General features: G+C 55.2%; 11 protein-coding genes. 7 read left to right on the top strand and 4 right to left on the bottom strand.

The window, feature by feature from the left end; genetic code table 11:
- From aroQ to JTA15_RS15310, 4 genes are all read right to left on the bottom strand, one after another.
- Positions 1-453, bottom strand: coding sequence for a type II 3-dehydroquinate dehydratase (gene aroQ / locus JTA15_RS15325; RefSeq protein ID WP_014171865.1), 453 nt, complete (start codon positions 451-453; stop codon positions 1-3).
- Positions 454-687: 234 nt separating this feature from the next.
- Entirely contained in the window at positions 688-1,287 is a 600-nt protein-coding gene (gene msrQ, locus JTA15_RS15320; protein ID WP_014171864.1) for a protein-methionine-sulfoxide reductase heme-binding subunit MsrQ, read from the bottom strand.
- Positions 1,288-2,289: a protein-methionine-sulfoxide reductase catalytic subunit MsrP gene (msrP, locus tag JTA15_RS15315; protein WP_219372468.1), complete on the bottom strand. Its 1,002-nt coding sequence runs from the start codon at positions 2,287-2,289 to the stop codon at positions 1,288-1,290.
- A 77-nt stretch (positions 2,290-2,366) separates the two neighbouring features.
- Positions 2,367-3,341: an MDR family oxidoreductase gene (locus tag JTA15_RS15310; protein ID WP_020883505.1), complete on the bottom strand. Its 975-nt coding sequence runs from the start codon at positions 3,339-3,341 to the stop codon at positions 2,367-2,369.
- Positions 3,342-3,523: 182 nt separating this feature from the next.
- On the opposite strand from JTA15_RS15310, the gene csrD reads away from it, so the two are divergent.
- The 7 genes from csrD to yhdP all read left to right on the top strand — a co-directional run bounded on the left by csrD (position 3,524) and on the right by yhdP (position 14,260).
- Positions 3,524-5,464 (top strand): RNase E specificity factor CsrD, encoded by a 1,941-nt coding sequence (gene csrD / locus JTA15_RS15305; RefSeq protein ID WP_014171861.1) that lies wholly within the window; start codon positions 3,524-3,526, stop codon positions 5,462-5,464.
- Between the two features lie 281 nt (positions 5,465-5,745).
- Positions 5,746-6,789, top strand: a complete 1,044-nt coding sequence (mreB, locus tag JTA15_RS15300; RefSeq protein ID WP_000913396.1) for a rod shape-determining protein MreB — start codon at positions 5,746-5,748, stop codon at positions 6,787-6,789.
- Between the two features lie 61 nt (positions 6,790-6,850).
- Positions 6,851-7,867 (top strand): rod shape-determining protein MreC, encoded by a 1,017-nt coding sequence (mreC, locus tag JTA15_RS15295; protein WP_014171860.1) that lies wholly within the window; start codon positions 6,851-6,853, stop codon positions 7,865-7,867.
- On the top strand, positions 7,867-8,355 hold the full coding sequence (gene mreD, locus JTA15_RS15290; RefSeq protein WP_014071997.1) for a rod shape-determining protein MreD: 489 nt from the start codon (positions 7,867-7,869) through the stop codon (positions 8,353-8,355). Before mreC ends, mreD begins: the two co-directional genes overlap by 1 nt.
- Positions 8,356-8,364: 9 nt before the next feature.
- Complete coding sequence (locus JTA15_RS15285; protein WP_219372467.1) at positions 8,365-8,958, top strand: nucleoside triphosphate pyrophosphatase; 594 nt, start codon at positions 8,365-8,367, stop codon at positions 8,956-8,958.
- Positions 8,948-10,417, top strand: a complete 1,470-nt coding sequence (rng, locus tag JTA15_RS15280; protein WP_014885432.1) for a ribonuclease G — start codon at positions 8,948-8,950, stop codon at positions 10,415-10,417. The genes JTA15_RS15285 and rng overlap by 11 nt, the downstream gene beginning before the upstream one ends.
- 42 nt (positions 10,418-10,459) lie before the next feature.
- Complete coding sequence (gene yhdP / locus JTA15_RS15275) at positions 10,460-14,260, top strand: AsmA2 domain-containing protein YhdP (protein WP_219372466.1); 3,801 nt, start codon at positions 10,460-10,462, stop codon at positions 14,258-14,260.
- Positions 14,261-14,301 lie beyond the last annotated feature (41 nt).

Here is a 14,301-nt window from a genome sequence, read left to right as displayed (position 1 = left end):
TTAGTGTGATTGTGACAAGCGTTTTACCGCTGTCTGTAAAGCGTATGAATAGCCGTCAGCGCCCAGTCCGCAAATAACGCCAGCGGCGATATCTGATAGATAGGAATGGTGGCGGAACGGCTCTCGGGCGTGCACATTGCTTAGGTGGATCTCGATAAACGGGATACTCACTGCGAGCAGTGCGTCGCGAATAGCAACACTGGTGTGCGTAAACGCGGCCGGATTGATCAGGATATAGTCCACAGTGTCTTTAGCCTGATGAATACGGTCGATGATTGCGTACTCCGCGTTCGACTGAAAATGATCCAAATCCACATTCAGCGACGTTGCTTCCGTGCTCAGACGGTTAACAATTTCACTCAATGTTAGCGAGCCGTACTTCTCTGGCTCGCGGGTGCCGAGCATGTTCAGGTTCGGTCCGTTTAAAACTAAGATATGGAACTTATCAGCCATTGTGCCGCTATCTCCTGCGATTCTCCGGTAAAAAACAAAATATACCTTCGAAGCACGATTGTCACCTTTTCAGAGGCCTAAAACCGCTGTCGGGTAAACCAAAGTCGCACATTATAACGATTTCGTAGCATTTGGCAGCTAAATACTGGTCTTATCAGGGAAGATTATCAACCGCTATCCGAAAAAGATTCGCGGTTGACAGGGATTCTGCGGGAAAACGCACAGTTTCGCGAATTATCGCAACCACTGACGGAACTTCTTGTAACGCCATGCTAAAAGCGCCACAGCCAGCAGCGCGTAGAGTATGGGCTGCGGGGAGAGGATCTTCACCGACCACAGATAATGGATGGGAGCGAGGATCGCGACAAGATAGACGAAGTTGTGCAGCAGTTGCCAGCGCCTGCCCAATGTACGTTGTGCATATTGCGTTGATGTCAGTGCTAATGCCAGTAACACCAGCCAGCTCACGATACCTAACGTCAGGTACGGACGGGTGACCAGTTCGCGGCCCAGCAGTGCCAGGTTGTTAATGCCCAGTTCCAGCAAGGCGTAGCTGGTCAAATGGAGCGTCGCCCAGGCAAAACACCATAGTCCCAAAAGCCGGCGGGTGCGTATCAATAATGGCTGTTTAGCGTAGCGCGCTAACGGTGACACCAGCAAGGTCGCCAGTAAAAATTTCAGAGCCATCCGACCGGTAAAGTGCTGGATATCCTTTGCCGGATCAGCGCTAAAAAGCCCCTGGCTGGCGGCCCAGAATAACCAGATAAAAGGAAGCAACCCGGCTAAGTGCAACAGCACTTTCAGCCAGGTTATCTGTTTTGCCGTTAAACGCACTCAGAAGTTCTCCCGTAAATTAAGGCCACGGTAAAGCGACTCCACTTCATCAGCGTAGCCGTTAAACAGCAGTGTCGGCTGACGCTTCACATCCAGCGCGCCGCCGGAACCGATAAATCGCTCGGTGGCCTGTGACCAGCGGGGATGATCGACGTGCGGGTTCACATTGGCAAAAAAGCCATATTCGTCGGGCGCCGCCAGGTTCCAGGTCGTGGGGGGACGTTCGCGGGTGAGCTTAATGCTGACGATAGATTTAATCCCTTTAAAACCGTACTTCCACGGCACCGTTAAGCGAACAGGCGCACCGTTCTGCGGCGGGAGTGCTTTGCCGTAAACACCGACGGTCAGCAGCGTAAGAGGATGCATCGCTTCGTCGAGCCGTAACCCTTCGACATACGGATACGCAAGCCCACCGCCGATAAACCGATCTTTCTGGCCCGGCATCTCGTCCGGAGCGTAGCGCGTCTGGAAAGAGACATATTTTGCGTTGCTGGTGGGTTCAACCATCGCCAGCAGTTTATGCAACGGGAAGCCTACCCAGGGCACAACCATCGACCAGGCTTCCACGCAGCGCATGCGGTAGATACGCTCTTCCAGTGGAAAACGGGTGGTGAGATCGTGATGGTCCAGCGTCAGCGGTTTTGCCACTTCACCGTCGATTTTCAGCGTCCACGGATCGGTTTTCATACTCCCCGCGTTGGCCGCAGGATCGGCCTTATCGAGACCAAATTCGTAGAAATTGTTATAGCCGGTCACTTTGTCTTCCGGCGTGAGCGTCAGTGTGTTTTGCCACTGAGCGGGCTTCGTAAAGGTGAGTGGGGCGCCAGAAGGGGCTTTGGGGCGATCGTTACCTTTAAACCAGTCGAGCAGGTCGGCATGAGCCGCAGGGGAAAGCGTCAGTGCGGTGGCGCTGATGCCAAGCATTTTCAGGATTTGGCGGCGCTGTAACATAAAGACAGATTCAGACGTTACGTCGGCTTCCGTCAGTTTTCGGGTTTTCATGGCATCCTCCGTCATGCGTTTTTCTAAGCATGACGGAGGAGAGGGATTAGCGCGAATATGTCACGAAAATTTGAAGATTAGGCAATTTTCACCAGCGCGCGGCCGTGGAACTGGTTGTCCATGATCTTGCTGGCATATTCAGGCGCCTGGCTAAGCGTGATTTCGGTTGCGCTCTGAGTAAAGAACGTGTCCGGCAAATCGCGCTGCAGACGTTCCCAGGCTGCAATGCGGCGCGCCGCCGGGGTCATCACGGAATCAACACCCTGCAGGCGAACGTTACGCAGAATAAAGGGCATCACGGTGGTGGGCAGGGCAAAACCGCCCGCCAGACCACAGGCTGCCACGCAGCCGCCGTAGTTCATCTGCGCCAGCACTTTTGCCAGCACTTTGTCACCGACGGTATCTACCGCACCTGCCCAGAGCTGTTTTTCCAGTGGACGTGTTTCGGCAAACTCGTCGCGGCTCAGGATGCGATTAGCGCCGAGCTGACGCAAGTATGCATGGGTGCTCTCGCGCCCGGAAACTGCCGCAACCTGGTAACCCAGTTTGTGCAGCAATGTCACCGCCGTGCTGCCCACACCACCGCTGGCACCGGTCACGACGATCTCACCCGATTCAGGGCGAATACCTGCATCTTCCAGCGCCATCACGCACAGCATGGCGGTAAAGCCTGCGGTACCGATGATCATCGCTTTACGACCATCCAGGCCTTGTGGCATCGGCACCAGCCAGTCGCCTTTCACGCGCGCCTGTGTCGCCAGCCCACCCCAGTGATTTTCACCCACGCCCCAGCCCGTGAGCAGCACCTGCTGGCCGGCATGGAAGCGTGGATCTTCGCTCGCATGAACCCGGCCCGCAAAATCGATACCTGGCACCATAGGGAAATTTCGGATGATTTTACCCTTCCCGGTAATAGCCAGCGCATCTTTATAATTTAAACTGGACCAGTCGATGTCGACGGTCACTTCGCCTGCCGGCAGTCGGCTCTCTTCAACGGCCTGCACCGAGGCAAGCGTTTTGCCGTCCTGCTGTTCTAAGATCAAAGCCTGCATACAGGGTCCTCACGACTCAGATGATTGGAAAATAGCTCCTGAAGACTATACTCCCTCAGGGAAAAGCAATGCCGATTTAACGCAATAAATTGCCAGATACGCCAGGTTTGATAGTATGCCGCATTTGAAATGCAAGTTAGCGCTTACTCGCTACCCCCTCAACCCACGGAGTTATCTCAAGGATGCGATTAACGACGAAGTTCTCGGCTTTTATCACCTTACTGACGGGGCTAACCATTTTTGTCACGCTCCTTGGCTGTTCTCTGAGCTTTTATAACGCCATTCAGGACAAGCTGGTTAATCGGGTGCAGTCTGTCGCGTCGGTGATTGATAATCGTCTCCTCACCACCCCGCTGCCGGCGCTGTCCCGCGAGCTGGATGAGTTGATGGTGCCTGTCGATATTGTCCAAATCGACATTCTGCAGGGAAAGCATAACGTTTTAAGCCATGCCCGGCAGGACAGCTATCGGCCTGCGGGCGTGGTAAGCCAGTACCGGGAAGTGACGGTGCACTCCCTTAAAAACCCCGGCATGACCATAAACATGGTCTACCTCGATCCAATGGCCAGCTACTTCCGCTCAATGATGACCACCGCGCCGCTCACCGTCGCCGTCGCGTTTATTGTCCTGCTGATTTTCCTCGCGGTTCGCTGGCTGCGCCGTCAGCTCTCTGGTCAGGAACTGCTGGAGATGCGCTCCGTGCGTATACTGAACGGTGAACGCGGCCCGCAGGTGCGTGGCTCGATCCATGAATGGCCTGCACGTGCCAGCAGTGCGCTGGATACGCTGCTCTCAGAAATTCAGTTCGCCAGCGACCAGCGCAGCCGTATGGACACACTGATCCGCTCTTACGCTGCGCAGGATAATAAAACCGGGCTGAACAACCGTCTTTTCTTTGATAATCAACTGGCCACGTTGCTGGACGATCCGGAAAAAGTCGGGACGCACGGTGTTGTCATGATGATTCGCCTGCCCGATTTCGATCTGCTGCGCGACACCTGGGGACAGCGCGTGGCGGAAGAGAATCTCTTTACGCTGATCAACCTGCTCTCCACCTTTATTATGCGTTATCCGGGAGCGCTGCTGGCCCGTTATCACCGCAGCGACTTTGCCGTGCTGCTGCCTCACCGTACGCTGAAAGAGTCAGAAAGCATCGCCAGCCAGCTGCTGAAAGCGGTGGATGCGCTGCCGCAGAGCAAAATGCTCGACAGGGACGATATGGTTCATATGGGCATCTGTGCCTGGCGCGGCGGCCAGTCGACGGAACAGGTGATGGAACATGCTGAAGCGGCAACCCGCAACGCCGTGTTGCAGGGCGCTAACGGCTGGGCAGTATACGACGATTCGTTACCAGAAAAAGGGCGCGGCAATGTGCGCTGGAGAACGTTAATAGAGCAAATGCTCAGCCGCGGCGGGCCGCGCATTTATCAAAAACCGGCGGTGATGAAAAACGGGAACGTTCATCACCGTGAGCTGATGTGCCGTATTTTTGACGGTACGGAAGAGGTCATCTCCGCGGAATATTTGCCGATGGTGCTGCAGTTTGGGCTTTCTGAAGAGTATGACCGCCAGCAGATCACCCGACTCATGCCGTTTTTATCCTTCTGGCCCGAAGAAAACCTGGCGCTACAGGTTACCGTGGAGTCGTTAATTCGCCCGCGTTTTCAGCGCTGGTTGCGTGATACATTAATGCAATGCGAAAAATCGCAACGCAAACACATTATTTTTGAACTTGCTGAGGCGGATGTGGGTCAACACATCAGCCGGTTACGTCCGGTAGTACGGTTGATTAATGCGCTAGGTGCCCGTGTCGCGGTCACGCAGGCGGGTTTAACGCTGGTCAGTACTAACTGGATTAAGGAACTGGATGTGGAGTTATTAAAGCTGCATCCGGGGCTGGTAAGGAACATTGAAAAGCGCACGGAAAACCAGCTGCTGGTACAGAGTCTGGTAGAAGCGTGCAAGGGAACGCGAACACAAGTCTTTGCCACGGGCGTGCGCTCCAGAAGCGAATGGCAGATGTTGACAGAGCGCGGTGTGACGGGCGGTCAGGGGGATTTTTTTGCCTCCTCTCAGCCGCTTGACACCAATGTGAAAAAATATTTGCAAAGATACTCTGTTTGACCTGCCGTTTAATCCGTTTTCACGTAGAATATCGCGCCTGTAGCTTTGAGTATGACGAGCAAAAAGCCAGTGAACGACCTTTAGCGGGTTACAAATGTCAGTGAGGGACGCTACTGTGTACTCAGCCCTGAGGGAATCAGGGAAAGATTTGTAACATCAGGATACGTACTGCACAAATTTTCACCGCTGCAGATGATTTTTGCGCCTTGTCGCTGCTGCGTGTGGTTGGTAAAGTAAGCGGATTTTGTTTTCCGCCCCAGCTTTCAGGATTATCCCTTAGTATGTTGAAAAAATTTCGTGGCATGTTTTCCAATGACCTGTCCATTGACCTGGGTACCGCGAATACCCTTATTTACGTTAAAGGACAAGGCATCGTATTGAATGAGCCTTCCGTTGTGGCCATTCGTCAGGATCGTGCCGGCTCGCCGAAAAGCGTAGCCGCTGTGGGTCATGACGCGAAGCAGATGCTGGGACGTACCCCTGGCAACATCGCCGCAATCCGCCCAATGAAAGACGGCGTTATCGCTGACTTCTTCGTGACTGAAAAAATGCTTCAGCACTTCATCAAGCAGGTTCACAGCAACAGCTTCATGCGCCCAAGCCCGCGTGTTCTGGTGTGTGTGCCGGTTGGTGCCACCCAGGTTGAACGTCGCGCAATCCGTGAATCAGCCCAGGGTGCAGGCGCGCGTGAAGTGTTCCTGATTGAAGAGCCAATGGCGGCGGCAATCGGTGCGGGTCTGCCTGTTTCTGAAGCGACCGGTTCTATGGTGGTGGATATCGGTGGTGGTACCACTGAAGTGGCCGTTATCTCCCTGAACGGCGTGGTGTACTCCTCTTCCGTGCGTATCGGTGGCGATCGTTTCGACGAAGCCATCATTAATTATGTGCGTCGTAACTACGGTTCCCTGATCGGCGAAGCGACCGCTGAGCGTATCAAGCATGAAATCGGTTCCGCTTACCCGGGCGATGAAGTGCGTGAAATCGAAGTTCGCGGCCGTAACCTGGCTGAAGGTGTTCCACGCGGCTTTACCCTGAACTCCAACGAAATTCTGGAAGCGCTGCAGGAACCTCTGACCGGTATCGTGAGCGCAGTGATGGTTGCCCTGGAACAGTGCCCACCAGAACTGGCGTCTGATATCTCCGAGCGCGGTATGGTTCTGACCGGTGGTGGTGCGCTGCTGCGTAACCTCGACCGCCTGTTAATGGAAGAGACAGGTATTCCTGTCGTAGTTGCAGAAGATCCACTGACTTGCGTCGCCCGTGGTGGTGGCAAGGCGCTGGAAATGATCGACATGCACGGCGGCGACTTGTTCAGCGAAGAGTAGTCATTGTGAAAGGGTAGCGTATCGCTACCCTTTCTCTCTGACACGAGAATACGCATAGCCTATGAAGCCAATTTTTAGCCGTGGCCCATCGCTACAGTTTCGCCTCATTCTGGCGGTCCTGGTTGCGCTTGGGGTCATTATTGCCGATAGCCGCCTCGGTACGTTCAGTCAGATCAGAACGTACATGGATACCGCCGTCAGTCCTTTCTACTTTATTTCAAATGGTCCCCGTGAGTTGCTCGACTCCGTTTCTCAAACGTTGTCTTCACGTGACCAACTCGAACTCGAAAACCGGGCATTACGTCAGGAACTGCTGTTGAAAAACAGCGAGCTGCTGATGCTGGGACAATATAAGCAGGAAAACGCGCGTCTGCGTGAGCTGCTTGGCTCGCCGCTGCGTCAGGATGAGCAGAAGATGGTGACGCAGGTGATCTCCACCGTCAACGATCCCTACAGCGATCAGGTTGTGATCGACAAAGGAAGCGTGAACGGTGTGTATGAAGGTCAGCCTGTTATCAGTGATAAAGGCGTTGTAGGCCAGGTTGTTGCTGTGGCCAAACTGACCAGCCGCGTTCTGCTGATCTGCGATGCCACGCATGCGTTGCCGATTCAGGTACTGCGTAATGACATTCGCGTCATCGCGGCCGGTAACGGGTGTACCGACGATCTCCAGCTGGAACATCTGCCGGCTAACACGGACATTCGTGTGGGCGACGTTCTGGTGACGTCGGGTCTGGGTGGACGTTTCCCTGAAGGGTATCCGGTTGCGGTTGTCTCTTCGGTGAAGCTTGATACGCAGCGTGCCTATACCGTGATTCAGGCGCGTCCAACCGCGGGTTTACAGCGTCTTCGCTACCTGCTGCTGCTGTGGGGCGCCGACCGCAATGGTGCTAACCCCATGACGCCTGAAGATGTTCATCGCGTCGCGAATGAACGCCTGATGCAAATGATGCCGCAGGTTCTGCCGGCACCGGATGCCATGGGACCCCCTGCGCCAGTACCGGCCCCTGCTACGGGGCTAACGCAACCGCTGCCGGATGCACCGCCACCGCCTAAACTCTCCTCGGGAGGGCAGTAGTGGCAAGTTACCGTAGCCAGGGACGCTGGGTTATCTGGCTCTCATTTCTCATTGCGCTGTTACTGCAAATCATGCCCTGGCCGGACGACATTCTCGTTTTCCGGCCAAACTGGGTATTGCTCATTTTGCTCTACTGGATCCTTGCCCTGCCGCACCGCGTAAATGTCGGCACAGGTTTTGTGATGGGTGCCATACTGGATCTCATTAGTGGCTCTACGCTTGGCGTGCGCGCCTTGTCCATGAGTATTATTGCGTACCTCGTCGCACTTAAATTCCAGCTCTTTCGTAACCTCGCGCTCTGGCAACAGGCGCTGGTGGTGATGTTGTTGTCGCTTGCTGCGGATATCGTTGTTTTCTGGGCAGAGTTTTTAGTGATCAACGTCTCTTTCCGACCGGAAGTGTTCTGGAGTAGTGTAGTAAACGGTGTGCTCTGGCCGTGGCTGTTCCTGCTGATGCGTAAGGTTCGCCAGCAGTTTGCTGTGCAATAAAAGGTTTCTATGACGTCTCTATATCTTGCTTCTGGTTCTCCGCGTCGTCAGGAGTTGCTCACTCAGTTGGGCGTCTCCTTTGAACGCATTGTTACGGGCATCGAAGAGAAACGCGCTGAAGGCGAAAGTGCCCAGCAGTACGTTTCTCGACTGGCGCGTGAGAAAGCGCAGGCAGGCGTAGCGCAAACGCCGCGTGACTTGCCGGTGCTGGGGGCAGATACCATCGTTATTCTTAACGGTGTAGTGCTTGAGAAACCGCACGACGCTGAACATGCGGCGCGCATGCTGCGCAAAATGTCCGGACAAACACATCAGGTAATGACCGCCGTCGCGCTGGCGGACAGCCAGCACGTGCTGGATTGCCTGGTGGTGACGGACGTGACATTCAGAGTGCTTACCGACGACGAGATCGCCGCTTATATCACCAGCGGTGAACCGATGGATAAGGCAGGTGCATACGGTATTCAGGGGCTGGGTGGCTGTTTTGTCAGGAAGATTAATGGCAGCTATCACGCCGTAGTCGGCTTACCGCTGGTGGAAACGTATGAGTTGCTGAGCAATTTTAACTCACTGCGTGAGGGAAGGGATAATTATGACGGCTGAATTGTTGGTAAACGTAACGCCATCGGAAACCCGTGTGGCCTATATTGATGGTGGCATTCTTCAGGAAATTCATATTGAGCGTGAAGCGCGGCGCGGAATAGTAGGCAATATCTACAAAGGTCGTGTCAGTCGTGTACTACCGGGTATGCAGGCGGCTTTTGTAGATATTGGACTGGATAAGGCGGCATTTTTACATGCCTCCGACATTATGCCGCATACCGAGTGCGTCGCGGGCGAAGAGCAAAAGCAGTTTGCCGTGCGCGATATCTCCGAACTGGTGCGTCAGGGCCAGGATCTGATGGTGCAGGTCGTCAAAGATCCGCTGGGCACGAAAGGCGCCCGTCTGACGACCGACATTACCTTGCCTTCCCGTTATCTGGTCTTTATGCCTGGCGCGTCGCACGTGGGCGTTTCGCAGCGCATTGAGAGCGAAAGCGAGCGCGAGCGTCTTAAAAAAGTGGTCAGCGCTTACTGCGATGAACAGGGCGGGTTTATCATCCGTACCGCCGCAGAAGGGATCAGTGAAGACGATCTGGCGTCTGATGCGGCTTATCTCAAGCGCGTCTGGACCAAAGTCATGGAGCGTAAAAAACGCAACCAGACCCGCTACCAGCTTTACGGCGAACTGGCGCTTGCTCAGCGCGTCCTGCGTGATTTTGCCGATGCACAGCTCGACAGAATTCGCGTGGATTCCCGCCTGACCTATGAAGCACTGCTGGAATTTACCGCCGAATACATTCCCGAAATGCCTGGCCTGCTGGAGCATTACACGGGGCGTCAGCCTATCTTCGATCTCTATGACGTCGAAAATGAGATCCAGCGAGCGCTGGAACGCAAGGTTGAACTGAAGTCCGGCGGCTATCTGATCATCGATCAGACCGAAGCGATGACGACGGTGGATATCAACACCGGCGCGTTTGTCGGCCATCGCAACCTGGATGACACCATCTTTAATACCAACATCGAAGCCACGCAGGCCATCGCCCGCCAGCTTCGCCTGCGCAATCTGGGTGGCATTATCATCATCGACTTTATCGATATGAGTAATGAAGACCATCGCCGTCGTGTGCTGCACTCGCTGGAGCAGGCGCTGAGTAAAGATCGCGTGAAAACCAGCATCAACGGCTTCTCACAGCTGGGGCTGGTGGAAATGACGCGTAAGCGTACCCGCGAAAGCGTGGAGCACGTGCTGTGCAATGAATGCCCAACCTGCCACGGACGTGGCACAGTAAAGACGGTTGAGACCGTCTGCTACGAGATCATGCGTGAAATCGTTCGCGTTCATCATGCCTACGACTCCGATCGTTTTCTGGTCTATGCTTCCCCTGCGGTGGCTGAAGCGCTGAAAGGCGAAGAGTCGCACGCGCTGGCGGAAGTGGAAATCTTTGTCGGCAAACAGGTAAAAGTTCAAATCGAACCGCTCTATAACCAGGAGCAGTTTGACGTCGTGATGATGTAAGACGCGGTACGCCGCGTGACCAAAGCTGACAAGGAGAGATGAGTGAGGCGATTGCCGGGGATTTTATTGCTTACAGGGGCAACGCTGGTCGTGATTGTCGCGTTGCTCGTGAGCGGGCTGCGCCTCGTTTTACCGCATCTGGACAGCTGGCGTCCGCAGCTGCTGGCAAAAATCGAATCCACCACCGGTGTCCCGGTGGACGTGAGCCAGATAAGCGCCAGCTGGCAGAATTTTGGTCCGACGCTTGATGTCCGGGATATCAATGCCAGCCTGAAAGATGGCGGCTATCTGAAAATCAAACGCGTCACCCTGGCGCTGGATGTCTGGCAAAGCCTGCTCCATTTTCGCTGGCAGTTCCGCGATCTCACCTTTTATCAGCTTCAGTTTCTGACCAATACCCCGCTGTCCGGCGGCGATAGCAATCAGAGCCTTGAAACCAACCGCTTCAGCGATCTCTTCCTGCGTCAGTTCGATCATTTCGATCTGCGCGACAGCGAAGTGAGCTTTATTACCCTCTCCGGGCAGCGCGCTGAACTGGCGATCCCACAGCTGACCTGGCTTAACGGCAAAGAACGCCATCGCGCGGAAGGACAGGTGAATCTCTCCAGCCTGAACGGCCAGCATGGCGTGATGCAGGTTCGTATGGATCTGCGCGACGACGACGGTTTGTTAAATAACGGCAAGGTATGGCTGCAGGCCGACGACGTGGATGTTAAGCCGTGGCTCGGCGACTGGTTACAGCAAAATATGCAGCTGGAAACCGCCCGTTTTAGCCTTGAAGGCTGGATGACCCTGACGAAAGGGGAATTTGCCAGCGGCGATATCTGGCTTAAGCAGGGGGGCGCAAGCTGGAAGGGCGAAAAACAGCAGCATCAACTTTCGGTCGACAACCTCACCGCGCACGTGACGAAAGAGAAAGAGGGGTGGCAGTTTGCCATTCCGGACACACGCATCACCATGGATAACAAACCCTGGCCGCGCGGTGCTCTGACGCTGGCCTGGATGCCGGAACAGGATGTCGGTGGGGCGACCAGCAAACGCAGTGACGAGCTGCGTATTCGCGCCAGCAACCTTGATCTGGCCGCAATAGAAGGTCTGCGCTCGATGGCCGCCAAGCTCTCTCCGGACCTGGGGGAGATCTGGCTGGCAACGCAGCCAAGCGGAAAGATAGATTCGCTGGCGCTGGATATCCCGCTTCAGGCCACGGAAAAGACCCGTTTTCAGGCCGCATGGAAAGGTCTGGCCTGGAAGCAGTGGAAGATGTTACCGGGGGCGGAAAACTTCAGCGGTAAGCTGGAAGGGAGCGTTGAGAACGGCAGGCTAACGGTCGATATGCATGACGCCAGAATGCCTTACGAAACGGTCTTCCGTGCGCCGCTGGAAATTGAACAAGGCAATGCGGTGCTCAACTGGCTGCGTAACGATAAAGGCTTACAGCTGGATGGGCGCCATATCGATGTGAAAGCCAAAGCGGTGCATGCGCGTGGCGATTTCCGCTATCTGCAGCCTGAAGGTGAAGAGCCGTGGCTGGGTATTCTGGCCGGGATCAGCACTAACGACGGTTCTCAGGCCTGGCGCTACTTCCCCGAGAACCTGATGGGCAAAGCGCTGGTGGACTATCTGAGCGGCGCGATCCAGGGCGGTCAGGCGGATAATGCCACCCTGGTCTACGGCGGTAACCCGCATCTTTTCCCGTACAAGCACAATGAAGGTCAATTCCAGGTGCTGGTGCCGCTACACAACGCCACCTTCGCCTTCCAGCCGGGCTGGCCTGCGCTGAAAAATCTCGACATTGAACTTAATTTTATCAATGACGGATTATGGATGAAGGCAGACAACGTGGCGCTGGGCGGCGTAACGGCCAGTAACCTGACGGCAAACATTCCGGATTACTCAAAAGAGAAGCTTTTGATTGATGCCGACATTAACGGCCCCGGGAAAGCGGTCGGCCCCTATTTTGAAGACACGCCGCTGAAAGAGTCACTGGCAGCCACCCTTCAGCAGCTGCAGCTGGATGGCGATGTGAGTGCTCGCTTACATCTTGATATCCCGCTCGACGGTGAAATGACCACCGCCAAAGGCGACGTCCGTCTCAATAACAACAGCCTGTATATTAAGCCGCTTGAAAGCACCCTGAAGAACCTCAGCGGGCAGTTTAGCTTTGAGAACGGTAACCTGAAGAGCGAGCCGCTCACGGCCAGCTGGTTTAATCAGCCTGTGAATATTGATTTCTCGACCACCGAGGGCGAGAAAGCTTATCAGGTAGCCGTCAACCTGGACGGCAACTGGCAGCCATCGCGCATGGATGTTCTGCCGAAGCCGATTGAGGAGTCCGTTAACGGTGCAGTCTCCTGGAATGGCAAGGTGGCAATTGAACTGCCTTATCACGCCGGTGCGCGCTATAAAGTTGATATCACCGGCGATCTGAAAAACATTCAGAGCCAGTTGCCTGCACCGCTGGATAAATCGTCCGGTCAACCGCTGCCAATAAAGGTTAACGTCGATGGCAATCTTAACAGCTTCGCGCTGACCGGCAGTGCGGGTGAGAAAAACCATTTCAACAGCCGCTGGCTGCTTAACCGTAAGCTCACGCTCGACAGAGCCATCTGGACGACGGACAGCCGCACCACGCCGCCGCTGCCCGATCACACCGGCATTGAGCTTAATCTGCCGCCAATGGACGGGGCCGAGTGGCTGGCCCTGTTCCAGAAGGGCGTGGGCCAAAACGTTGATGAGGCTGCCCAGTTCCCGCAGAGCATTACTGTTCGTACGCCATCGCTGATGCTGGGTGGACAGCAGTGGAATAACCTGAGCATTGTTTCGCAGCCGACGGCGAACGGGTCAAAAGTCGAAGCCCAGGGGCGGGAGATCAATGGCACGTTGACCATGCGCGACAACGCGCCGTGGCAGGCGGCGATTCGCTATCTTTACTACAACCCGGCCACCGCGAGCGGAAAAGATCGTCCGTCAAATACGGCGCCGTTGAATAACCCAACCCGTATCGACTTCAGCGGCTGGCCCGATCTCCAGCTACGCTGTGCTGAGTGCTGGCTTTGGGGTCAAAAGTATGGCCGTATTGACGGCGATTTCGCCATTAAGGGGAATACGCTGAGCCTTGCGGGCGGACTTATCGACACCGGCTTTGGCCGTCTGAGGGCCGCCGGGGAGTGGGTTAATAACCCGGGCGAGCAGCGAACCTCTTTGAAGGGCGACATCAAGGGCAATAAACTGGATTCCGTGGCTAACTTCTTTGGCATCAGCACGCCGCTGCGGGGTTCATCATTTGACGTGAATTACGATCTCCACTGGCGTGCGGCACCGTGGACGCCGGATGAAGCCTCACTGAACGGCATTCTGAAAACCCGCTTTGGCAAGGGTGAGATTGCCGATGTGAGTACCGGGCATGCGGGCCAGATACTGCGTCTGTTGAGCTTTGATGCCCTGCTGCGTAAGCTGCGTTTCGACTTTAGCGATACCTTCAGCGAAGGTTTCTATTACGACTCCATCCGCAGTACGGCATGGATCAAAGACGGGGTGCTGCATACCGACGATACGCTGGTGGACGGCCTGGAAGCGGATATTGCGATGAAAGGCTCGGTCAACCTCGTGCGCCGCGAACTGGATATGGAAGCGGTGGTGGCACCTGAAATTTCTGCTACCGTCGGCGTCGCGGCGGCTTTTGTGGTGAACCCGATTGTCGGTGCGGCGGTGTTTGCCGCCAGTAAAGTGCTGGGGCCGCTGTGGAGCAAAGTCTCTATTCTGCGCTATCGCATCACCGGGCCGGTGGATAAACCGCAGATTAATGAAGTGTTGCGCCAGCCGCGCAAAGATGCACAGCAATGATTTGACGTGGGCAGGTAATTGCCTCACTCTCAATAAATACG

The organism is Enterobacter sp. BIDMC 29 (assembly GCF_019378755.1).
In the GTDB taxonomy this organism is placed as follows: domain Bacteria; phylum Pseudomonadota; class Gammaproteobacteria; order Enterobacterales; family Enterobacteriaceae; genus Enterobacter; species Enterobacter ludwigii.
The sequence above is the reverse complement of the archived record's forward strand: the minus strand, read 5'-3'. Positions and strand labels throughout refer to the sequence as shown.

What these genes read in the sequence shown, in the direction of transcription:
- rng (WP_014885432.1), top strand. Translation starts at nt 8,948, where the DNA reads ATGACGGCTGAATTGTTGGTAAACGTAACGCCATCGGAAACCCGTGTG.
- msrP (WP_219372468.1), bottom strand. Translation starts at nt 2,289, where the DNA reads ATGAAAACCCGAAAACTGACGGAAGCCGACGTAACGTCTGAATCTGTC.
- JTA15_RS15285 (WP_219372467.1), top strand. Translation starts at nt 8,365, where the DNA reads ATGACGTCTCTATATCTTGCTTCTGGTTCTCCGCGTCGTCAGGAGTTG.
- JTA15_RS15310 (WP_020883505.1), bottom strand. Translation starts at nt 3,341, where the DNA reads ATGCAGGCTTTGATCTTAGAACAGCAGGACGGCAAAACGCTTGCCTCG.
- csrD (WP_014171861.1), top strand. Translation starts at nt 3,524, where the DNA reads ATGCGATTAACGACGAAGTTCTCGGCTTTTATCACCTTACTGACGGGG.
- mreB (WP_000913396.1), top strand. Translation starts at nt 5,746, where the DNA reads ATGTTGAAAAAATTTCGTGGCATGTTTTCCAATGACCTGTCCATTGAC.
- aroQ (WP_014171865.1), bottom strand. Translation starts at nt 453, where the DNA reads ATGGCTGATAAGTTCCATATCTTAGTTTTAAACGGACCGAACCTGAAC.
- mreC (WP_014171860.1), top strand. Translation starts at nt 6,851, where the DNA reads ATGAAGCCAATTTTTAGCCGTGGCCCATCGCTACAGTTTCGCCTCATT.